The 22,286-nt window shown below is 38.1% G+C and carries 25 protein-coding genes and 1 tRNA gene; 10 read left to right on the forward strand and 16 right to left on the reverse strand.

Going from position 1 to position 22,286, the window contains the following annotated elements; all coding sequences use genetic code 11:
- The first annotated feature begins 91 nt into the window (after positions 1-91).
- Positions 92-1,810: a sodium:solute symporter gene (locus EG849_RS13595; RefSeq protein WP_125013670.1), complete on the forward strand. Its 1,719-nt coding sequence runs from the start codon at positions 92-94 to the stop codon at positions 1,808-1,810.
- Between the two features lie 49 nt (positions 1,811-1,859).
- Here EG849_RS13595 and EG849_RS13600 read toward each other — a convergent pair whose 3' ends face one another.
- The gene (locus tag EG849_RS13600) at positions 1,860-2,708 is read right to left on the reverse strand and encodes a DUF2911 domain-containing protein (RefSeq protein WP_125013673.1); all 849 of its coding nucleotides are present in this window, start codon (positions 2,706-2,708) and stop codon (positions 1,860-1,862) included.
- A 139-nt stretch (positions 2,709-2,847) separates the two neighbouring features.
- Between EG849_RS13600 and EG849_RS13605 the strand changes: the two genes are divergently transcribed.
- The 3 genes from EG849_RS13605 to EG849_RS13615 are packed head-to-tail and all read left to right on the forward strand — an operon-like array spanning position 2,848 to position 5,299.
- A complete protein-coding gene (locus tag EG849_RS13605) occupies positions 2,848-3,309 on the forward strand; it encodes an SRPBCC family protein (protein WP_125013675.1) in 462 nt (153 codons plus the stop codon).
- A gap of 8 nt (positions 3,310-3,317) precedes the next feature.
- Entirely contained in the window at positions 3,318-4,016 is a 699-nt protein-coding gene (locus EG849_RS13610; protein WP_199732314.1) for an SDR family NAD(P)-dependent oxidoreductase, read from the forward strand.
- Positions 4,017-4,018: 2 nt separating this feature from the next.
- Entirely contained in the window at positions 4,019-5,299 is a 1,281-nt protein-coding gene (locus EG849_RS13615) for a cryptochrome/photolyase family protein (protein WP_125013679.1), read from the forward strand.
- 57 nt (positions 5,300-5,356) lie between these two features.
- Here EG849_RS13615 and EG849_RS13620 read toward each other — a convergent pair whose 3' ends face one another.
- Genes EG849_RS13620 through EG849_RS13640 form a run of 5 tightly spaced genes read right to left on the reverse strand, consistent with a single transcriptional unit; the run spans position 5,357 to position 8,673 of the window.
- Entirely contained in the window at positions 5,357-6,016 is a 660-nt protein-coding gene (locus EG849_RS13620; RefSeq protein WP_125013681.1) for an HAD family hydrolase, read from the reverse strand.
- Between the two features lie 9 nt (positions 6,017-6,025).
- Positions 6,026-6,682 (reverse strand): HAD family hydrolase, encoded by a 657-nt coding sequence (locus tag EG849_RS13625; protein WP_125013683.1) that lies wholly within the window; start codon positions 6,680-6,682, stop codon positions 6,026-6,028.
- Complete coding sequence (locus EG849_RS13630) at positions 6,675-7,409, reverse strand: tRNA threonylcarbamoyladenosine dehydratase (RefSeq protein ID WP_125013685.1); 735 nt, start codon at positions 7,407-7,409, stop codon at positions 6,675-6,677. The genes EG849_RS13625 and EG849_RS13630 overlap by 8 nt, the downstream gene beginning before the upstream one ends.
- 10 nt (positions 7,410-7,419) lie before the next feature.
- Positions 7,420-8,067: a TatD family hydrolase gene (locus EG849_RS13635; protein ID WP_317125213.1), complete on the reverse strand. Its 648-nt coding sequence runs from the start codon at positions 8,065-8,067 to the stop codon at positions 7,420-7,422.
- A 6-nt stretch (positions 8,068-8,073) separates the two neighbouring features.
- Positions 8,074-8,673 (reverse strand): DUF1684 domain-containing protein, encoded by a 600-nt coding sequence (locus EG849_RS13640; RefSeq protein ID WP_125013689.1) that lies wholly within the window; start codon positions 8,671-8,673, stop codon positions 8,074-8,076.
- Between the two features lie 95 nt (positions 8,674-8,768).
- Between EG849_RS13640 and EG849_RS13645 the strand changes: the two genes are divergently transcribed.
- From EG849_RS13645 to EG849_RS13660, 4 genes are all read left to right on the forward strand, one after another.
- Positions 8,769-9,983 carry an MDR family MFS transporter gene (locus tag EG849_RS13645; RefSeq protein ID WP_125013691.1) on the forward strand — a complete coding sequence of 405 codons (1,215 nt, stop codon included), beginning with the start codon at positions 8,769-8,771 and terminating at the stop codon, positions 9,981-9,983.
- 196 nt (positions 9,984-10,179) lie between these two features.
- Positions 10,180-10,539 carry a BlaI/MecI/CopY family transcriptional regulator gene (locus EG849_RS13650; protein ID WP_125013693.1) on the forward strand — a complete coding sequence of 120 codons (360 nt, stop codon included), beginning with the start codon at positions 10,180-10,182 and terminating at the stop codon, positions 10,537-10,539.
- A 2-nt stretch (positions 10,540-10,541) separates the two neighbouring features.
- The gene (locus tag EG849_RS13655; protein WP_125013695.1) at positions 10,542-12,137 is read left to right on the forward strand and encodes a M56 family metallopeptidase; all 1,596 of its coding nucleotides are present in this window, start codon (positions 10,542-10,544) and stop codon (positions 12,135-12,137) included.
- Between the two features lie 74 nt (positions 12,138-12,211).
- Positions 12,212-12,352 (forward strand): SsrA-binding protein, encoded by a 141-nt coding sequence (locus EG849_RS13660; protein WP_125013697.1) that lies wholly within the window; start codon positions 12,212-12,214, stop codon positions 12,350-12,352.
- Here EG849_RS13660 and EG849_RS13665 read toward each other — a convergent pair.
- Positions 12,349-12,861: an adenine phosphoribosyltransferase gene (locus EG849_RS13665; RefSeq protein ID WP_125013699.1), complete on the reverse strand. Its 513-nt coding sequence runs from the start codon at positions 12,859-12,861 to the stop codon at positions 12,349-12,351. The genes EG849_RS13660 and EG849_RS13665 overlap by 4 nt on opposite strands.
- A 70-nt stretch (positions 12,862-12,931) precedes the next feature.
- Here EG849_RS13665 and EG849_RS13670 point away from each other — a divergent pair.
- Positions 12,932-13,005: transfer RNA gene (locus EG849_RS13670), tRNA-Arg, on the forward strand.
- Positions 13,006-13,357: 352 nt separating this feature from the next.
- Here EG849_RS13670 and EG849_RS13675 read toward each other — a convergent pair.
- The 9 genes from EG849_RS13675 to EG849_RS13715 form a co-directional block, all read right to left on the reverse strand.
- Complete coding sequence (locus tag EG849_RS13675) at positions 13,358-15,877, reverse strand: cation-translocating P-type ATPase (RefSeq protein ID WP_125013701.1); 2,520 nt, start codon at positions 15,875-15,877, stop codon at positions 13,358-13,360.
- A gap of 138 nt (positions 15,878-16,015) precedes the next feature.
- A complete protein-coding gene (locus tag EG849_RS13680) occupies positions 16,016-16,510 on the reverse strand; it encodes a DUF6691 family protein (protein ID WP_125013703.1) in 495 nt (164 codons plus the stop codon).
- A gap of 10 nt (positions 16,511-16,520) precedes the next feature.
- Entirely contained in the window at positions 16,521-17,084 is a 564-nt protein-coding gene (locus tag EG849_RS13685; RefSeq protein WP_125013705.1) for a YeeE/YedE family protein, read from the reverse strand.
- Positions 17,085-17,186: 102 nt separating this feature from the next.
- Positions 17,187-17,408: a DUF6132 family protein gene (locus EG849_RS13690; protein WP_125013707.1), complete on the reverse strand. Its 222-nt coding sequence runs from the start codon at positions 17,406-17,408 to the stop codon at positions 17,187-17,189.
- Complete coding sequence (locus tag EG849_RS13695; protein ID WP_125013709.1) at positions 17,392-17,625, reverse strand: hypothetical protein; 234 nt, start codon at positions 17,623-17,625, stop codon at positions 17,392-17,394. Before EG849_RS13695 ends, EG849_RS13690 begins: the two co-directional genes overlap by 17 nt.
- A 17-nt stretch (positions 17,626-17,642) precedes the next feature.
- The gene (locus EG849_RS13700) at positions 17,643-17,954 is read right to left on the reverse strand and encodes a rhodanese-like domain-containing protein (RefSeq protein WP_125013711.1); all 312 of its coding nucleotides are present in this window, start codon (positions 17,952-17,954) and stop codon (positions 17,643-17,645) included.
- Between the two features lie 31 nt (positions 17,955-17,985).
- A complete protein-coding gene (locus EG849_RS13705) occupies positions 17,986-19,380 on the reverse strand; it encodes an MBL fold metallo-hydrolase (protein WP_125013713.1) in 1,395 nt (464 codons plus the stop codon).
- A gap of 94 nt (positions 19,381-19,474) precedes the next feature.
- Positions 19,475-20,269, reverse strand: coding sequence for a sulfite exporter TauE/SafE family protein (locus EG849_RS13710; protein WP_125013715.1), 795 nt, complete (start codon positions 20,267-20,269; stop codon positions 19,475-19,477).
- 59 nt (positions 20,270-20,328) lie between these two features.
- Positions 20,329-20,952, reverse strand: coding sequence for a Crp/Fnr family transcriptional regulator (locus EG849_RS13715; RefSeq protein ID WP_125013717.1), 624 nt, complete (start codon positions 20,950-20,952; stop codon positions 20,329-20,331).
- A 351-nt stretch (positions 20,953-21,303) separates the two neighbouring features.
- Here EG849_RS13715 and EG849_RS13720 point away from each other — a divergent pair, with 351 nt between their 5' ends.
- The gene (locus tag EG849_RS13720; protein WP_125013719.1) at positions 21,304-22,218 is read left to right on the forward strand and encodes an MrcB family domain-containing protein; all 915 of its coding nucleotides are present in this window, start codon (positions 21,304-21,306) and stop codon (positions 22,216-22,218) included.
- Positions 22,219-22,286: the final 68 nt, after the last annotated feature.

The raw sequence follows: 22,286 nt of genomic DNA on the forward strand, positions 1-22,286 counted from the left end.
CAGAAACTGGAAAAGAAATTACACTTTGGTGCTGGTAATGAATGCCCTTTATATTCTTATTTTTTATTTCATAATGCAATATTTTTCATAAATGCAGACAATTGACTGGGTAGTTTTAATTATCACACTTTCTTTTATCGTTTTTTATGGCGCCTGGAAAACCAAAGGCAGTAAAAACGTTCAAGATTATATTTTAGGAAACAACGAAACGCCTTGGTACACCGTAGGAATTTCGGTGATGGCCACACAGGCCAGCGCGATTACTTTCCTTTCCACTCCAGGTCAAGCATTCAACGACGGAATGGGTTTTGTGCAGTTTTATTTCGGTCTGCCGTTGGCGATGATTATCATCTGCATCACATTTATTCCGATTTACCATCGATTAAAAGTATACACCGTTTATGAGTTTTTAGAACAGCGTTTCGACTTAAAAACGCGTTCACTTGCGGCCATTTTATTCTTGATTCAAAGAGGATTTTCTACTGGAATCACTATTTATGCACCGGCAATTGTATTGTCTTCTATTTTAGGTTGGAATTTAAATTTGATGAACATCGTCATTGGAGTCCTGATTATTATTTACACAATGACGGGCGGCACAAAAGCGGTGAACGTAACGCAGAAACAGCAAATGTTTATCATCATGTCAGGAATGATAATTGCCTTTTTTATCATTTTGAGCCTGCTTCCAGAAGAAGTTACATTTCATAATGCGCTTCAAGTCGCTGGTGTAAATGACAAAATGAATATCTTGGATTTCTCGTTCGATAAAGAAAAAAGATACACGGTTTGGACCGGTTTGACGGGCGGTTTGTTTTTGGCACTCTCCTATTTTGGAACAGACCAATCGCAAGCGCAACGTTATTTATCGGGAAAATCAGTCAAGGAAAGCCAAATGGGACTGGTTTTCAACGCTTTGCTAAAAGTTCCTATGCAGTTTTTTATACTTTTGGTCGGAATCATGGTGTATGTCTTTTTCCAATTTCAAGCTGTTCCCATTAATTTTAATCCGAATTCAAAAGCAAGTATTGAGAAATCAGTTTATGCGCAAGATTATAAAAATTTAGAAGGACAGCTGGTTGAGGTCGCTTCCGAAAAAAAGCAAGTTACTTTGGCTTATGTCAATCAATTAAACATTGAAACAGATAATAAAGTACTAAAAAACAGAATTATTTCTTTAGGAGAAAAAGAAAAAACGCTTCGAGAAGATGCCAAAGTTTTAATTAGCAAAGCCAATCAAAAAAATAAAACAACTGATAGTGATTATGTTTTCATTCACTTCATTATCAATTATTTGCCAAAAGGTTTTATCGGATTGTTGCTTGCCGTAATTATTTGCGCGGCAATGTCGTCAACTGCCGCCGGAATTAATTCATTGGCTTCCACAACCGTGATTGACATTTACAAAAGAAATTTGAAAGAAGAAAAGTCAGATGCCCATTATGTGAAAGCTTCCAAGGGATTTACGTTGCTTTGGGGATTAATCGCCATCTTGTTTGCTTGCTTCGGAACGTTATTTGAAAATTTAATTCAGTTTGTAAACATCATCGGTTCTATCTTTTACGGAACAATTTTGGGAATCTTTTTGGTTGCTTTTTATGTGAAATATGTAAAGGCGCAAGCCATTTTCTGGGGAGCGGTTTTTAGCCAAATCGCCATCTTCCTGATTTATTATTTTGCCATTTATATTTATCCTTCCGGGAAAGAACAACTGAGCTATTTGTGGCTGAATTTCATTGGAGTTGTCATCACGATTGTAGTTTCATCACTAATTCAATATTTTAGAAATTACAGAGAAATCAAAGCATAAAAAAAGCCGAATGTGATCAACATTCGGCTTTTTTGTAATTTATTTTAGACTATTTTTTGCTCCATTCAGCAATGCTGTCTTTGTTCATTTTTGCGTAATCAGCGTTGTTCGCTTTTTCTGCACCCGCCAAAGATAATTTTGCAGTTTCGATCGCTCCTTTTTTATCTCCTAATTTGGATTGGATCAACGATTTTTGTCTCAAAATCCAGAAAGGCGCATCTCCTTTTGTTTTTTCAATTGCTTTATTTACCCAAACCAACGCTTTGTTCAAGTCGCCATTGGATTGGTAATAATATTGTGCCGAAGAAAAATAATCATTTGCAGAGGGTCCGGCCAAAGTAGCTTCAATGCTTTGAGTAGCCGTTTTTTGTGTAGGAACATCAAATTTTACAGCAACCAACGTTTTCTCCCAAGAAATTTCCAAGTGTCCAGAATCAATCGAAAGATTATTTACAGCAATCGTCAAGGTTTCAACGTTTCTGTTCAAGTTTTCTGGTTTAGCTGAAGTCTTTAAAACGATTTTGCTTTCGCTCCAATCTTCTGGCAATCCCCACGCGTTCGTGTCTTTGTAGAAAATCACATCCCAAGAATCTGCCCTTGGAATCGAATACAAGCCATAACTTCCTTTTGGCAAATCTTTCCCTCCGATCTTCACATCTTCGCTGAAAGTTACAATCGTATTATTGTTTGCTCCCGTTCTCCACAGTTTGCCAAAGGGAACCAAATCTCCAAAAATAGTTCGGCCTTTTGTACTGGGGCGAGAGTAATCAATATGAACGTCTGTCAACCCAACTATCTGGTGCACATCCGATTTCGGACTCGCTTGAGGTGTTCTTACTTGTGCTTGAGATGTCAAAGTCGTTAAAAGCAAACCGGTGGCAATCAGTATCTTTTTCATAAAAATGTTTTGTTAGTTTATTAATTTAACTGCGAATTTAATACTTTGAATTGGTTTTTATAGTTAAATAAAACTTAGTAAATAAAATATTTGTTTAACTTTATGTAAATATCTTTAAACAAATATGTAATTTTGCCATATGAAATTATACTCGATACATACGAAGCAAAACCTCCCAATTTCTTTAGAAGAAGCATGGAACTTTATTGCCAATCCAAAAAATCTAGAAGTGATCACTCCTAAATCAATGGGATTTAAAACACTTTCAGGCGATGACAAGGAGATGTTTGCCGGTCAAATCATCCATTATTACATTACGCCTTTATTCGGAATCAAATTGCAGTGGGTGACTGAAATTACTCACGTAGAAGACCGAAAATTCTTTGTCGATGAACAGCGCTTTGGTCCGTATGCGTTTTGGCATCACAAACATTTTCTAAAAGAAATCGAAGGTGGCGTGGAAATGGAAGATATCGTGCACTATAAAGTTCCGATGGGAATTTTAGGACAGCTGGTTCATCCGTTTTTGATGAAACCGAAATTGGAAGAAATATTTGCATTCAGGCAAAAAAAACTGGTTGAACTTTTTGGCGAATTTTAATCAAAATAATTATGAAAAATATATTATTCATCGGTGGTTCCACCGGAATTGGCTTAGCGTCCATCAAAAAATTACAGGCTGAAAACAATATAATTGCTGCTTCCCGAACCAATGAAAATTTATCAGGATTAAACGTAAAACACATTTATTTTGATGTAAAAGAGGGAAATTTTGATGCTTCCCAACTTCCGGAAACCTTAGACGGATTTGTGTATTGTCTCGGAAGCATTAATTTAAAGCCTTTCAAATCCTTAAAAGCTGAAAATTTTCAAGAAGATTTCCAAATAAATTTCTTGGGAATGATTTCAATTTTACAGCAGATCCTTCCAAAGCTGTTGCTTTCAAAACAGGCGAGCATTGTACTTTTTAGTTCGGTCGCTGCCAAAAACGGACTCCCCTTCCATACCAGCATTGCTGCTTCAAAAAGTGCAATTGAAGGTTTTGCAAAATCATTTGCAGCAGAATATGCACCAAAAATCAGGATAAATGTAATCGCTCCGTCCTTGACAGAAACTCCTTTGTCTGAAAAATTATTGAACAATGATATCAAAAAAGAAAAATCTGCAGAAAGACATCCGTTAAAAAGAGTTGGCAAGGCCGAAGATATTGCGGTAATGGTAAACTTTCTGTTAAGCGAAGAATCGTCTTGGATAACGGGCCAAATTTACGGCGTGGACGGCGGGATTTCTACATTAAATACAAATTAAGAATGAACATATTTTGGTTTCGGCGCGATTTAAGATTAGAAGACAATACGGCACTTTTTGAAGCTTTATCTGATGGAAAAACGCTTCCTGTTTTTATTTTTGATCCCAATATTTTAGCAGAGCTTCCTAAGAACGACGCCCGTGTCAGTTTTATTTTTGAATTGTTAGAAAACATTCAGAATCAATTATCGAAAGAAAATAAATCTCTGGCCGTTTTTTATGACGAACCAGAAAAAGTATTCCAAAAATTAATTAAGGAACATAAAATTGAAGCCGTTTTTACCAATCGAGATTATGAAGCTTATGCTGAAAATCGCGATTCGAAGGTCGAAAGTCTTTTAAAATCAACTAGTATTTTATTTCATACGTTTAAAGACCAAGTGATTTTTGAACAGGACGAAGTGGTCAAAGACGACGGAACACCCTATGTGGTTTACACGCCATTCTCAAAAAAATGGAAAGAAAAATTTACATCGAAAGAAGTCAGCCAGCATCCTTCAGAAAACAAATTAGACCAGATTGCAAAACACGATTATCCGTTTTTGAGCTTAAAAGATATTGGTTTTAAAAAGTCAGAAATTAAGGTAGAAAATTTTGATGTTTCAAAAAAAATAATTGAAAATTATAAAGAAACTCGCGATTTCCCAAGCATTGACGGAACATCACATTTGAGTCCGCATTTGCGTTTTGGATCGGTCAGCATTCGTCAAATCGTTAAAAAAGCTTCTGAATTTAAACAAGAAACTTTTTTAAACGAATTGATTTGGCGCGAGTTTTTTATGCAAATCTTGTGGCATTTTCCAAATACGGTCACGGAAAGTTTCCGTCCGAAATATGACAATATCAAATGGCGAAATAATGAAAAGGAATTCAAAAGTTGGTGCGAAGGCAAAACAGGCTATCCAATAGTTGATGCCGGAATGCGCCAATTAAACGCCACGGGAAATATGCACAATCGAGTGAGAATGGTGGTGGCCAGCTTTTTATGCAAGCATCTTTTGATTGACTGGCGCTGGGGCGAAGCTTATTTTGCCGAAAAACTTTTGGATTACGAACAATCCAGCAATATCGGAAATTGGCAGTGGGCTGCTGGATCTGGCGTTGATGCGGCACCTTATTTTAGAATTTTTAATCCGAGCGAGCAGGTAAAAAAGTTTGATCAAGATTTCAAATACATCAAAAAATGGGTTCCAGAATTTCAAAATATTGATTACAAGCCGATTGTGGATCACAAAGAAGCACGGGAACGATGCTTGAGAGTTTATAAAGAAGCGGTGGCTTAAAATTGACCCTGCTTCACAAATGTAATAGAAATAATTCGTGAAACAGGGAATACAACTTTATGAATTAATATTCTTGATTCTCTCAAAATCCAAATCTTTATAATCATAAATTATAATATCAGCCAAAGATTGATCTTGATTATCCACTTCTTCACTTTTATAAGCGATACAAAAAATGCCGGCAGCTTTTGCCGCTTTGATGCCATTCGTGCTGTCTTCGATAATGACGCATTCATCAATGGGTGCTTTTGAATAAGAAGCCGCTTTCACGAAAATCGCTGGATTCGGTTTTGATTCCGGAAAATCATTACCGCTCACTTTGTGCGTAAAATATGGGTCTAAATCGAAACGTTCAAAAACCTTGTTGATAATTTCCATTTCAGAAGAAGAAGCCACAATCAACTGAACGCCATTCTTATACAAATCAACAATCAGTTCTTTTACGCCTGGTATTAAATTCAAATTTTCTTTTTTGTCAAAAGCTTCAATAAACAGCTTATTTTTGGTCGCAATCAAATCGCCGATTTCTTGTTGCAATGCAAATCTATCTTTTAACTTTTGATAAATCATTTTATTGGAATTACCTGTAAACGTGGCAAATACATCATCCGTTACTTCGATATCCAAATTTTTAAACTGTACCAAACTGACTTCGTGATGCAATGGCTCGCTGTTGACCAGCACGCCATCCATATCAAAAATTACGGTCTTAACCATTGTAAAATCTTATTTTAGATTCTTAATTTTTTCGGCAGATAATTCATTAAAATGATTGATAATCAAATCGGCTTTTGATAAATCTTGCAACTTTGTATGTTCGCTGTTGTAGCCTACGCAGAAAATGCCGGCAGCTACAGAAGCTTCAATTCCGTTGGTTGAATCTTCAATGACGATACACTCGTTTTTGGGCGCTATGGACAAAGTAGCCGCGTGCTCAAAAATAGCAGGATGCGGTTTTGACTTCGGAAAATCTTCGCCACTGACAATATCAGAAAAATATCGGTGCAGATGAAAACGCTTGAAAACGCGGTCAATGGTTACTTTTGAAGCAGAAGAAGCAACAATCAGCTGGATGCCGTTTTGGTACAAATCTTTGATTAAATCCTCCACACCTTCCAGCAAATGCAAATCTTCCTTGGTATCAAAGGCGTCATTGAAAATGTTTCTCTTGCGCTGTATCAAATTTTCCACTTCGTGCTCTAAATTGAAAATATCTTTCAGCTTTTGGAACACATTCCGAGTAGAATTTCCCGTGAAAGTGGCAAACATTTCGTCTGTTACCGGAATATTCAATTCACCAAAATGGTGGAAATAAGCATACCTGTGAACGGGTTCTGTATCGACGATCACGCCGTCCATATCAAAAATTACTGTCTTAATCATTTTCGTTTTCTTCTGTTTTTAATAAATACCTGATTACTGTTTCAGCAGCATAAAGTCCGAAAAGTCCCGGCATATAGCTGTTTGTTCCATAAAAAGACTTTTTATAATTCTTTCCGTCTGTCGTTTTTAAGCTGGATTCATCTTGAATTTCTGATGAAAAAACGACTTTTACGCCTTTATCAATTTTAACCTCTTTCAAGCGCTTTTTGATGGCTTTTGCCAAGAAACAATTTTGGGTTTTGCTGATATCAGAAACTTTCACTTTTGAAGCTTCCATTTTTCCGCCGGCGCCCATACTGCTGATAATTTTGACTTTTTTGCGCTTTGCGGCGATAATCAAATTTAATTTTGGAGTCACGCTGTCGATGCAATCCATCACAAAATCAAACTGGTCAGTCACGATTTCAAAAGCTCTTTCAGGCGAAAGAAATTCTTTGATTTTTGTCAATTCTAATTCGGGATTGATATCCATCAAACGGTTGCCGACCACATCAATTTTTGCCGCTCCAACGGTGGAATGCAATGCGGGCAACTGACGGTTAATATTGGTAATATCCACCACATCGCCATCAACAATGGTGATTTTTCCGACTCCGGCTCTTGCAATAAATTCCGCAGCAAAAGAACCAACGCCTCCTACCCCGACAATCAATATATTTGCGTTTTTTAATTTTTCAAGGCCTTCTTTTTTGAATAACAATTCGGCTCTTTCAGTCCATTCTGCCATAATCTACATTTTATTTTTCAGAAAAAATAGTTCTAAAATTGGTTTCAACTGTGTCTTTTAAACTATTCAATGCTATGTTTTTATATCTTGAAGCTACTTGATAAACTTCTTGTATTTTTTCTTCAACCGTGTCAGTTTCCAACAGAAACCGGTCATTCGGAACGCTTTGAAAAACAGATTCCAATTCGGGATTCCTAAGTAAATATTTTCCGAAAGAAAGATAAAATCCATTATCCAGCAACTGTTTTGCCAATTCCTGCTTTTTTGAAAATCCGTGGATAATCATCGGAACGCACACGTTCATTTCGTTTTTTATCTTGATAATTTCCTGAAAAGAAGCAACGCAATGAATTACAATTGGTTTCTGAAATTTTTCGGCCAAGGCCAAATGTTTTCTGAAAACATCTTCCTGCAAATCAAACGGAACTTCGGTTCTTTTATCCAAACCGCACTCGCCGATCGCCAAACAATTTTTATCAAGAAGTTGCTCTTCTATAATCTTAAAATCTTCATCTATTCGGTTTTCAGCAATATGCCACGGATGGATTCCGATAGAATATTTTAAAATTTCGGCATCAAATTCTTGGGGATATTGATTGACCAATTCAAAAATATCGGGTTGTCCTGTAGCTTTATGCGTGTGAAGATTGTAATACAAAATCGATTATTTAAATTTCTTAACGCCCGCTTTAATTTCAATTGCCAAATCATTTTCTGACGGCGGAATCGGGCAAGAATACTTGTGATTGTAAGCACAATAAGGATTGTAAGCCCTATTAAAATCTATGGGCAGCACATCACCTTCCGGAATTTCTACATCTATATATCTACCGCCTCCATAACTTTCTACGCCCGAAGTCAAATCGGTGAAAGGCAAAAACAAGCTGTTTTTATACTTTTCAATTTTCTTTAAATCTTGGCTTTGGTACACATTTAATTTGAAAGATTTTCCGCCAATTGAAAAATGCGCTTCGCCATATTTTACATAAAGTGGCTTTCTTTCAGTAGTTGTCGGCATTTCAAACGGCTTTTCGTCTGGAGTCCTTACGAATTTGGCCAAAACAAAAAAGTTTTCGTTTATCTGATAAAAATGGAGCGATTTGAATTTCTTCAAATCCTTTGCCAATAACGGACTTTTCTTTTCGTCTTTATATTCTGAATTAATCTGTTTTTGAAAGGCTGTGGCGGAATCTTTTACAAATTTATTTTGCCCAAAAGAAACCGCAAACACTAACAGACAGAAGATCGTCAAAAGCTTTTTCATCTTTTTAATTTGTGCAAAAATAAGAAAATTATCCGTTCTTCTTTCTTAAAAAAGCTTTACAATCTTTGTAACTTTGTGTCAAAATTCACAAATCAATGCTCCAAAAAGCCTTCCAACGCTATATTGATTCTTTCAGGGGTTTCTCAAAAGAAATCTGGATCCTGACTTTAGTTACTTTCATCAATCGCGCCGGAACGATGGTGTTGCCTTTTCTATCAAAATATTTGAAGGAAGATTTGCATTTTTCTTACGGTCAAGTCGGCTGGGTTATGGTTTGTTTTGGACTTGGTTCAATGATTGGTTCTTGGCTTGGAGGCAAACTTTCCGACAAAGTTGGTTTTTATAAGATAATGATTTTCAGTCTATTTACGAGTGGTATCTTCATCTTTTGCATTCAGTTCATAACCTCTTTTATCGGATTGTGTCTGGGCATGTTCGTCGTGATGATAGTAGCCGATATGTTTCGTCCAGCCATGTATGTTTCACTGGGCGCTTATGCCAAACCCGAGAATAGAACTCGCGCTTTCACGTTGGTTCGTTTGGCCGTAAATCTTGGTTTTGCGGCGGGACCTGCTTTGGGAGGCCTGATTATTATGGGAATGGGTTACAAAGGATTATTCTGGATTGACGGTTTGTCCTGTGTTACAGCTATCCTCCTTTTTGCGTTATTGGTCAAAGAAAAGAAGAAACTGCCTTACGAAGAAAATAAAAATAGTGAAGAAGTTGTTGTGAAATCAGTATTCAAGGATGCTCCGTTTTGGGTTTTTCTTTTGGGAAGCTATTTGACTGCCATGGTTTTCTTCCAATTATTTACGACCATGCCTTTGTATCAATCAGAATGGTATCATATCAGTGAATTTCAAATCGGATTGCTGATGTCATTTAACGGACTGATTATCTTCTTTTTAGAAATGCCGATGGTGAATTATTTCGAGCGTAAAAACGTGAACAAATTGAAGATTATCATTTTGGGAACTTTTTTATTAAGTTTGAGTTACTTTGTTTTGCTCATCAATGTTTGGGTTGGAATTTTGGTGATCAGTATGTTTTTAATCACCATTGGAGAAATGCTGAACTTCCCCTTTTCCAATACTTTTGCTATGAGTCGCGCGCCCAAAGGCCACGAAGGCCGCTATATGGCGCTGTACACGATGAGTTTTAGCCTCGCCCACATTACCAGCGCCAAACTTGGCTTGGAAATAATTGCCCGCTTTGGCTACCAAACCAACTGGATGGTGATGGGATCTATGGGACTTGCTGCCTGCTTCAGTTTTATCACTTTAAACAGAATGTTGCTTCGATACAAATAAAAACACCTATATTTCAATAATTTAACCTTTTAAAACTAAAAATTTAGTTATTAAACTATAAAAATAGTTTGTAAACTAAATCTTTAGTTGTATGTTTGTTTTGAGTTAAAATATTTACAGTCGAGGAATTGCTTTTTGAATTGATTTTAAGAAGCAAGACTGTCAAAAAAACTTCCTAATTTTAAAATAAATTTTTATGCAAAAGCTGACCAATAAAGAAGAAGAAATTATGCACATTTTATGGAAACTTGAAAAAGCTTTTGTAAAAGAAATTATGGCAGAAATTAAAGAAGATCAACCGCATTACAACACGCTTTCGACGATTGTCAGAATATTAGAAGAAAAAGGTTTTGTGGCCCATACTGCTTTCGGGAACTCGCATCAATATTACCCGATCGTAGCGATGGAAGATTATAGAAAAAAGTTTCTGACTGTTGCAATCAATAATTATTTTGGCAGTTCTTATAAAAACTTAGTTTCCTTTTTTGCCGAAGAAGAAAAAATATCTGCCGATGAATTGCGTGAAATTTTAGATCTTATTGAAAACAAAAAATAATTATGGAAAACTTCATTCTTTATTTTGGAAAAGTTTCGGCTCTTTTGGCCCTTTTTTTCTTGGCCTATTATCTTTTGCTCAGAAAAGAAACGTTTTTTGTAGCCAACCGGTGGTTTTTGCTTTCCGGAATCATAACTTCATTGTCCTTACCTTGGGTTATTTTTAAAAAAATTGTCTGGATCCAGCCTTCCATTAATCGGTTTGTTGCGCAAACCACTTTGGATTCAGGTGAAGCAACCGCTTACCCAATTATGGAAGAAGCTTTTTTTGAAATAAATGGGCTGTATGTAATCGCAGGAATTTATTTTATGGGAGTGGTTTACTTTTTAATACAATTTTCAAAAGATTTTTGGACACTTCGGACTATATTTAAAGGGCAGACCGTTCAAAATAGCGGTGATTTTAAATTTATTGACACCGCCAAAATTCAATCTCCTTTTTCATTTTTTAATTACATCGTATATAATTCCAGCATTTTCAAAAAAGAAGAATTAGAGAATATCTTGGAACACGAAAAAGTACACAGCGCGCAGCTGCATTCGGCCGATATGATTTTCAGCCAGCTTTTTTGCATCGCGTTTTGGTTCAATCCTTTTGCGTGGTGGCACAGAAAAGCAATTGTCCAAAATCTTGAATTCATTGCCGATGCAACGGCTTTAAAATCGGTTTCAGACCGAATTACATACCAAAAAACGTTATTAAAAGTAAGTGCGCCTCATCATTGCATTCCAATCACAAATCATTTTTTTCAATCATTAATCAAAAAACGAATCGTTATGTTAAACAAAAATCAATCAAACAGAAGAAATTCTTGGAAGTACTTGGCCGTTTTGCCATTGTTAACTGTTTTTATGCTGCAATTTCAAGTAAAAAGTGTGGCGCAGGAAATGGCACAAGCCAAAAACCATCCTGGTCAATCAGATATTGAAATTGTCGTTGACAAAAATACAACAGATGCCGATTTAGAAAAAAAATCGGAAGAGGCTAAAAAATCAGGAATTACTTTAAATTTCTCGAAAGTAAAAAGAAATTCTAAAAAGGAAATCATTGCCATTAAAACTTCGTATGAAGATAAAAACGGAAATTCATCTGAAACGTATCAAAAAGGCAATGAGCCGATTGCTTCTTTTATCATTTCAACAAACAATAATTCGGTTTCAATTGTAAGCGCAAGCTCAACAGTACGCCAGAGATCTAGAAATAAAAGTGTTTCAATTTCAGGCTATTCTTCAGAATCTGAAATGCCAATTCCGCCAGTTCCCCCTATAATGCCAAATATGGAGAACCTAAATATTCCCGTTCCCGCAACGCCAGTTATGCCAGCTGCACCATCTGCACCAAATGTTGCGTATGACGAAAACAATAAAGACTGGAAAAAATTTGAAGAACAAATGAAACAATTTGAAGTTCAGATGAAGTCAAAAGAAGGTGAATTTGCCAAATTTGAGAAAGAAATGGAAAAATATGGCCAGCAACTAGAAAAAACACTTACCCCAGAATTTGAAAAGCAGATGGCTGAATTTGAAAAAAAGATGGAAGCCTTTGAAGTAGAAATGGAAGCCTACCAAGAAAAAATGGAAAAGTCAGCCAATCGATAATTTCCTCAATCAAATCAAAAAGGCTGTCAAAAATGACAGCCTTTTTTTGTATCTTTAAAATAAAACAAATCGTTATGTTCAAATTATTAGCAAAAATAAACAAGTGGCTTTTGCCAAATTACACCAAGGAACAGCTTGACTTGGCTAAAGCTACAAAGTTTCAAAAAGCGGTGATTGCCTGGAAATACTTTGTAACCACAAGAGCTTTGGACTAATATTTTAGCGGAGCATATACTTCGAATTGCTTTATTTTATCTTTTCCGTTTAAAAAAGCAAGCTCCATAATAAAATTGCACTGCACGATTTCTCCACCTAATCTTTCTACCAACTCACAAACCGCTTTTACCGTCCCTCCTGTTGCCAAAACATCATCGTGAATCAAAACCTTATCTCCTTTTTGAATCGCGTCTGTATGGATTTCTAAGGTGTCTGTACCATATTCCAATGCATACGTAGCCGAAATAGTTTCAAAAGGCAATTTATTTGGTTTCCGTACCGGAACAAAACCTGCTTTTAATTTTTCAGCCAAAAGTGTTCCAAAAAAGAAGCCTCTGCTTTCCACTCCCACCACTTTATCAATCTTTTTATCACCTAAACCTTTGATTAACAAATCTAAGCACTCTTTGGTGGCTTCTGGATTGGCCAAAAGTGGCGTTATATCTTTAAAACCGATTCCTGGTTTCGGAAAATCCTGAATATCACGGATATAGTTTTCTATTGACATTTTTTTTAAAATTTTATTGAAATTAGTCTTGCAAGATAAACATTTATCCTTATATTTGCACCCGCATTAAGGCCTCGTGGCGCAACTGAATAGCGCACTTGATTACGGCTCAAGAGGTTACTGGTTTGAATCCAGTCGAGGTCACGAAATTTAAAGCTTCTATGAAAATAGGAGCTTTTTTTTATAACTAATTTTCAATTAATTAGACCTAAAAAAATAGCTTTGAGTTTGCAATTTCACTTACATCAGCATAAATATAAGTAATAATAGAGCAGCTAGTTTATCTATTATTTTTAGAATTATTTATTTTTGAAATTTGCATTCTCCCAATTTAAGCTTTCTCATTTTGCTTTTAACTAAATCTGGAGTTTTTAATCGAGCAATTTTCAATAAAATACTTTGCAAACGAAGTCCCTCCAGTTACGGCTGCGCTGTCAAAAAGACAAAGCCCTTTTTTAATTACTTTTACATGAAAAGAATAAAAACCGCCCTTTTTTTAATTTAAATTCTTGTACGGATACCGCATGCGTTTCACCCATTTATAGAGTTCAAACCACAATACTGCTATGGAAGCAATGCCAAACGCAGCCGCTAATTCCGAAGCGCTCAAGTCGGTCACGCGGAAAAAAGCGGTGAAAAAATCTACATACAAGATCACAAATAGCAGCACGAGCGTTAGGGCGCTGACTCCTGCAAACAGCACATTCTTATTCTTAAAGCTCTGTAAAAGGCTATAATAGAACGAACGGTTGGCCAGACTCAATAATAGGTTTGAAAAAATTAAGGTGGTAAAAACCATGGCCCTTGTCTTTTCTTCGCTCTCGCCATTTTGAACGGTATATTGATAGGCGAATAATACGCCCGCTGTGATGGCCAATCCCTGGACAATGCTGATAGCCAATTCTTTCCAATTGAGAAAGGTGTCGGTCATCTTTCTGGGCTTGTTCAACATGGCATGGCGCTCCAGGGGTTCATTTTCATATACAATGGAGCAGGTAGGCCCCATTACCAGCTCTAAAAAAATCACGTGTACCGGCGTGAAGATCTGCGGAAATATCCAGCCCAGAAACAACGGCAGGGAAACGGTCAGAATAATTGGGATATGGATGGATATGATATACTGAATGGCTTTTTTGATATTGGCATAAATCCTTCTGCCGGATGCAATGCCGATAATAAGCTTGTCCAGATCGTCATTTGTAATGACCAAGGCTGCCGCGGCTTTTGCTATTTCCGTTCCCTTGCTGCCCATGGCCACGCCAATGTGGGCGGCTTTTAAAGCCGGGCCGTCATTTACGCCGTCGCCAAGCATCGCCACCACTTCGCCTTTCTTTTTCAGGGCATTCACGATGGCTAGTTTGGCCTCTGGAAACATTCGCGTAAACACTGTTTTTTCTTCAACGGCCTGCAAAAGCTGGGCTTCTGAATACTGCATAATCTCTTGGCCTTCTATGGCGCCGGCTGTATTTATAATTCCCGCCTGTGCCGCAATGCTTTGGGTGGTCTCTGTATTGTCTCCTGTAATTACCTTTACCTTAATTCCGGCATTATAGATATGTCGAAAAACCTGCTGTATGCCTTCTTTGGGCGGATCATAAAATACGGTCAGCCCTAAAAAATCAAATTTAAAATCCTGCTGCTTTACAGGGAAGTTATTGCCTTCAAAACTGGATTTGGCTACGCCTAAAATCCGGAAGCCTTGTTTCCCCAAAGCCTGGATGGTCTCACGTACTTTGTTTTTCTCCTTTTCTGAAAGCGTGGATGCCTGCAGGATGGCTTCCGGCGCCCCTTTTGCCGCAATAATGCGCTGTTTGCCTTCCTGCTCAAAAAGATGCGTCATCATCGGTGGCCTGCCCTCCAGCGGGTATTCGTGTATCATTTGAAAAGCTTTCCGCTGGTCACATGCCTGCGTCTGAGCATACACGGCGTGCAGGGTCTTTTCCATCGGGTCGAACGGTACCGGCTCGCTGCTCCACATCGCATAATCAATCAGCGCCGAAAGTTGGGGATCGCCGAAATCTTTCTCGTCAAAAATTTTATCTTTCTGATAATCGTAGAGATGCTTTAGCTGCATCGTGTTTTCAGTAATGGTTCCGGTTTTATCGGTGCAGATCACCGTAGTGCTGCCCAAAGTTTCCACAATGCTGCTTCGTTTGATAATGATCCCTTCCCGCATCAGCTTCCACGCGCCCAATGCCATGAAGGTGGTAAATGCCACGGGAATTTCTTCGGGCAGGACAGACATGGCCAAAGTGAGCCCATTGAGCAGGCTGTCGATTAAATTGCCGGTATGATGGTAGCTGAAGCCGCAGACCATCGCAAAAATAACAATGCCTATGAGGGCCATACCTTTTACAAACTTCTGGATTTGAAGCTGCAAGGGCGATGCTTCTTCCTTTATTTCAGAAATGGAAACGCCAATTTTGCCCAGGCGGGTTTCTTTCCCGATCTTTTCTACTTCAAAAACGGCTAAGCCCGATACGGCCAAAGTGCCGCTATATACTTTATTGTCTTCGCTTTCGCTGCTTTTAAATACCGAGAAGCTTTCGCCGGTTAAGGAGGATTCATTAACAGAAAAATCGTTGCTGTGCACAATCTTTCCGTCTGCATTGATCATTTTTCCTTCTTCGGTAATGCAGAGGTCGCCGACTGCAATTTCGTGGGTCGGTATTGCCACAACTTTTCCATTGCGGAGAACTGTACTCAACGGTTCATTCAGCTTTTCCAAGGCATCTAGTGCTTTTTTGCTTCGGGTATCTTGGTACAGGGATATGGCAGCAACGGCAACAATTGCCAAAAGCATGAACAAGGCTTCGCCATAGTTGCCGAGGATCAGGTAGAGGATCGAAATGGCCACCAGCAACAGCAGCATCGGTTCTTTAAGAATGCCAATGAGCATTTCCAGCCACGTGTTTTTATGGGAGGCCTCTCTGCGGTTGCTGCCGTGTTTCTTTACTGAAGTGGCGATTTCACTATCAGTAAGGCCTTTTAAATGATCGGGTAAGTTATAGGACATAGACAGTTGGGTATTGATCTTTAAAAGTAATCATATTCATTTTGTATTGTCCTTTTCCTTTCCAAAATTTTGCAAGGCCTCCACTTCCCGGCGCAGGAGCTGCTTTGCTGCAGCAGGAATTGAGTTAAATGGAGCGTTTTAGTGCGGTAATTTCTCCCTGAAATAGCCATAGACCCAAGTTCCGGCAATAGCGCTCAACAGCGTAACGGCAATAACGGTTGCACCGCTTCCGATCTGCGCAAACAAGGGACCTGGACAAGCGCCGGTAATTGCCCAACCGAAGCCAAAAATCAAGCCACCATAAATTTGCCCTTTGTTAAATGTCTTGGTCGAAAATTGGATGGGTTCGCCGTAAATGGTCCTGATCTTAAATTTTTTAATTAGGAAAACGGAAATGAAGCCCACAGCGACTGCACTGCCAATCAGTCCAAACATGTGAAAAGATTGCAGGCGAAACATCTCCTGTATCCGAAACCAACTTGCTGCTTCGGCTTTAACGAATACGATGCCGAATAAAAGACCTACCAAGAGGTATTTTAGATTAGAATGCCATTTGTGTTGCAAACGGCTTTCATTTAAGCAGATCGCGTCTAATTCACGAGTTTCTAGTTTATTATCTGTATTTTGTTGCATTGTACTGAATTTAAAGGGAAAGAATAAAAGGCAAAACTAGGTTGGCCATAACAAAACCGCCGACCATAAAACTGAGGGTGGCTACCAGTGAGGGCCACTGCAATGTAGCTAATCCCATGATAGAATGGCCGCTGGTACAGCCGCCTGCATAGCGGGTTCCAAAGCCGACGAAAAAACCGCCCACTACCATGACCAGAAATCCTTTTAATGAAAACAGGGACTGCCAATTCATAAGATCTGTCGGCACAAGATTGTTAAAATCAGTAATGCCGTAACCTGCCAATTCTGCGGCTAATTTGGGATTGACCTCAACAGGAAGCGGATTGGACAGCAGATTTATGCTGATTGCTCCGCCCAATAAGATACCGAATACAAAAAATAAATTCCACGCTTCTTTCTTCCAATCGTATTTGAAAAACGAAATATTGGCGGGCAGGCACGAAGCGCAAATATGCCGCAGTGAGGAACTGATACCGAAAGATTTGTTCCCCAAAATCAATAATGCGGGAACAGTCAAGCCAATCAGCGGACCTGCTACATACCAGGCCCAAGGCTGTTTAATAAATTCTATCATTTTTAATTATTTTTATGCCTTGCCAACGGCAACAGTATAGCGGGAGCCAACGTTGCTTTTTTATACAAGGAAGTTATTGTACCAAAACGGTTTTGTAATTGGTTATTTTTTGGGATTTACATCTGATTTTCTATGGTCTTTTTGAAAAATAGAAAGCAGAAGGCCGCCCATGACAGCACCACAAACAGTACTATTTATCGGATCAGAAGTGATGGCGCACGTTCCCGAATTGCAACCCACTTGCTGCCAATAAATATAACCGGCTATGGCGCCTGCAGCTGCGCCGATGATAGTTAGCAAATGCTTTTTAGCGAACTTCTTCATAATCTATATCTTTAACTTTTTTACTGCTTTTTGAAATAGGAACCGTACATCCCGAAACGCCACTACAGCCGATATTGAGCAAAGGTATTATGGAAAATATTCCGCCCATTGCAACTAGAAACCATTGTGCTGTTTGTATACCTTGAACGATTGCAAAAATACCCAATGCCAATCGCAACAGACGCATCACGTTCCAATTTTTTAAATAGTTCATCATTTTTGTTTCTTTTAAAGTTACGCTATTATTTTATTTACATTTTGCCAAGTGCCCCCATTGATCACATTATGAAAGCCACTTTGCTCTAGAATAGTTTTAGCTTGGCTGCTCCGATTGCCGCTTCTGCAAAAAACCACAATATTTTCTTTGTTTTTGAATTTTGATAATTGGATTGATACTTTTTCTAACGGAATGTTTACCGCCCCTTTTACACTACCTATCGAAAACTCGGCAGGTGTGCGAACATCTACTAAATAGGCTCCGCTTTTTAGCGCTTCAATAAGATTGCGGTTATCTGTGTTTCCAAATAATGCTAAAAAAAATCCCATGTTTATATATTTTAATTTTAATGTATTGCGTTTATTTATGACTAATTATCTCACCAGTCTTCAGCCATTCTTTCATTCCTCCTGAAAAATTCTTTACATTTTTGAAACCATTTTTAGCGAGTATTGAATAGGCTACCGCAGAACGATCACCAGCTTGACAATGAATAATTATTTGTTTGTCTTTACTAATTTTATCGAGATGATCTTGAATTGTTCCTACAAAAAGATGCGCTGCTCCTTCCACATGTCCAGCTTCATATTCAGTTGCACCTCTTACATCTACAACCTGTACATGATCTTTTCCGATGTATGTTTTAAATTCTTCTATAGAAATCACAGCAGCACTGTGCAATGCTATATCCAAATCTGAAACGGTTGAAACGTATCCTAAGATATTATCCAACCCGATACGCATTAATTTCCTGGTCAAATCTTCCATTTGGTTATCTTCTGCCACCAAAATAAAGGGCTCTTGGTAATTCAAAAGCCACCCGGCCCACGTAGAAAGTGAATTGTTGTTTTGAATATTGACGCTCCCAGGCAGGAATCCATTGGCAAAATCCACTTTGTTGCGCGTGTCAATTACTTGTATTCCTTTTCGGTAGGCCGATAAGAAGTCTTCTTTTGATAATTTTGGATGTTTAGGAACCTCCACCAGCAAAGGACGGCTTACTTTATTGAGCTGTTTCATCATCGCAAAGTATCTAGGCGGTTCGGGCTGGCCGGCCAAAAGATAGTCGGTAAAAGCGGCTTCATCTTCCCCATGCTGAAAAGCCCAGTTTCTGATTTTTTCATAACCCACCGTAGAGTTGTGGACTGCTCCCAAAGCCTTCCCGCAAGCCGAACCTGCTCCGTGTGCGGACCACACTTGTACATATTCGGGCAAAGCCGCAAACTTTTTCAAGGATTGGAACATCTGTTTGGCACCGGCTTCTTTGGTACCAATCAGCCCTGCCGCTTTTTCTAATAAATCAGGACGGCCAACATCTCCTACAAAGACAAAATCACCCGTAAAAATCATAATTGGCTTTTCTGTAGCAGGATGATCTGTCAAAAGAAAACTGATGCTTTCGGGCGTGTGTCCCGGAGTGTGCATCACTTCTAAAGTAAGATTGCCGACTTTTATCACGCTGCCGTCTGTAAGCCCAACGTGCGGAAATTCATACTGCCAATCTGGGCCACCTTCTTCAGAAAGATACATTTTAGCGCCCGTTACAGCCACTAACTCTCTAGACCCGCAAAGAAAATCGGCATGGATATGCGTTTCGGCAATATGCGTAATCGTGAGATTATTTTGCCTGGCAATTTCTAAGTACACATCTACATCTCTTTGCGCATCTATAACGATGGCTTCACCTGTGGCTTGGCATCCTATAAAATAGCTTCCTTGCGCTAAACTCTTATCATATACGTGTTGAAAAAACATAATTTTTTATTTTAAATCGTTATCTATTATTTTGATGGTACAAATTTCGCCTTCTTAAAGCACCTGTACAGCTACTTTGGTTACATAAGGAATTTTAATGAAGCAGCGTTTCCTTAATGAGGATGTAAAGGCCCATTGCCAGCACAAACCAGCCAAAGCCTAGCTTGAGTCTTTCGGCTTTGATTTTTTTAGAAAGTGCCATGCCGATAAAAATTCCCGCAATGGCAAAGCCCGTAATTTTTAATAGAAAAATCCAGTCTATGGCCGTATCGTGAAGTGAAAATAAAAAACCGGCCAATGAATTGAGGGAGATGATAAGCAGCGAAGTGCCGACGGCTGTTTTCATGGGCAATCTTAATAAATTTACCAAAGCGGGAATGATTAAGAATCCACCCCCTGAGCCTATTAAGCCGGTAATGAGTCCAATAAAAATCCCTTGGGCTAAAACCAATGGATAATTGAACGTTTTTTGAGAAGTTTCTTCGGAAGCCGCTTTGCTTTTCTTGATCATACTGTAGGATGCCAAGATCATCAGCACGGCAAAAAGCAACAGCAGGAAAATATTTTTGGTGAGGGTAAAATTTCCGATGCTCAAAACGGCCTCCGGAATGGCCGGAAGCACATAAGTTCGGGTAAGGAAAACAGAAATAATCGACGGAATGCCAAAAACAAGAGCCGTTTTGATAGAGACCAATCCTTTTTTGAAGTTGGAAAAAGTGCCGAAAAGACTTGTAATCCCTACTATAAAAAGAGAATAGGCGGTTGCCAAGACCGGATTGATGCCAAATAGATAGACCAAAACAGGCAGGGTAAGAATGCTGCCCCCGCCCCCGATCAGTCCTAAGGAGATGCCTATAAAAATTGAAACAAAATAACCTAGTGTGTCCATGGTTTTTGAATTTGATGCCGCAAAGTTGGCCAATTTAAAAACCTGCACAGCTACTTTGGTTACATAAGGATAATTTTGTTCCTGCCCAGCTGCACGGCTCCGGTCTCTTCCAGCTGTTTCAACAGCCGAGAAACCACAACCCGCGCCGTACCCAGCTCGTTGGCCAATTGTTCGTGGGTGATTTGCAAGGTCTTACTTCCTGTAAGCGCTGCTTTTTTATCCAGCAAGTTCAATATTCTTTCATCAATTTTTTTAAAAGCAATCGCATTGACTATTTCTAATAATTCTTCAAAACGCTTGTGGTACAGCCTGAAAATATAATCCAGCCATTGCGGATATTCTTTAATAAACAAAGAAACTTTATCCATCGGCAGAAATAGAATTTCGGCATCCTCTTCCGCTTCGGCTTTCACCTTGCTGGTTTCATTGTGCAGGCCGCCTAAAAAAGACATGATGCAACTTTCGCCAGCTTTGATGTAGTACAGCAGAATTTCCCTGCCGTCTTCCTCTGTCCGGATGACTTTCAAGGTTCCTTTGATAACAATCGGAATGGCGCGGATATTTGCATTTTCGTTAAGAATGATGCTTCCCGCTTGGTATTCCTTCCGGATGCTGTTTTGATATAATTTTTCGACTAATTCGGGCGATGAATTAAATGCTGATATGTGATCGAGTGGCTCCATCTTACAAAATAATATTTATCAAAGTTACGCAAAACCGGAAAGAAGAAGCGAAAAAGAGCGAGGAATAACCGGGCAGCTTTTTTAGGTTGCAACAGCAACAGTAGGAAATCCAGAGCTGCTGGGTTTCGTTCTAGCCAAAGGCCGTTCCCTGCGTAACTCTTTAGTAATAAGGGCATGAAACGCCTGAAACTTTGCCGCAAATAAATTGTGTATTTGACGGCTTGTAGTATTTTTTTTATATATTTGGTTGTAACTAAAGGCTGTATTTATCAGACCAATACAACTTAAATTGGGTGTAGATGTTTTATTTTGTCAGATGTATAGACAAGTAGCTACAATTATAAAAAAACTATGGATAGAATATTAAACGAACCTTTAACCGAATATTTGATTGTCAAAAAAGAACTACTAAAAGATAATCAATTTGCAAAAAAATTTACATCAGAGTTTAAGGAAATCATCGAAAATGCAATTTCAGATAAACATTATATAGTTAAAAACTCTGTAGGAAATGGAAATTGGGCAAATTGTCCTTGGATAGCTATTTTTGATCCTTTAATTACAAAAACTGCACAAGAGGGTTATTATCTTGTTTACTTATTTTGTGAAGACATGACAGGTGTTTATCTTTCTATTAACCAAGGAATAACTGAAGTTGCTAAAACTTATAAGAAAAACAAAAAAGACATTCTTCTAATAAGAGCCAATAATTACAGAGCAAAAATTGATATGCTAGAAGCATACAATCATACCGAAATCGACCTAAAAATATCTAACAATAATTCAGATTCAAAGTTATACGAATTTGGAAATATTTATTCTAAATTTTACTCTAAAGAAAGTATTCCAGCAAAAGAAGAAATTATTAAAGACCTAAATTATTTTTTAGATAAATATAAAGAGTTGGTTTATAACGATAACGAAGAAATTGATGAAGATGAGAAAAAAGGTTTCTTTGAAAAAAAACAATTAAAATATCATTATAGAATTGAAAGAAATTCAAATTTAGCTAAGCAAGTAAAAAAAATAAAAGGGTACAAATGTGAATGCTGTAGTTTTAAATTTTCTGATAAATATAAACATTTGGGTGAAAAATTTATTGAAGCACATCATCTATATCCCATATCTAAATTAGATTTTGGTTATCATAGAATTGATCCTGAAAAAGATTTTGCTGTTTTATGTAGTAATTGTCATCGAATGATACATAAACTGGACGACCCAAGCGACTTATCTGGATTAAAGAGAATGATAAATCAAAAATAACTGTAGCTAACAGCTAAGGCTTCGTTGCGTCTGAAAGACGAACAATGAAACTCGTGTTGAACGGAACC

Source organism: Flavobacterium macacae (genome assembly GCF_003865365.1).
Taxonomy (GTDB): Bacteria; Bacteroidota; Bacteroidia; order Flavobacteriales; family Flavobacteriaceae; genus Flavobacterium; species Flavobacterium macacae.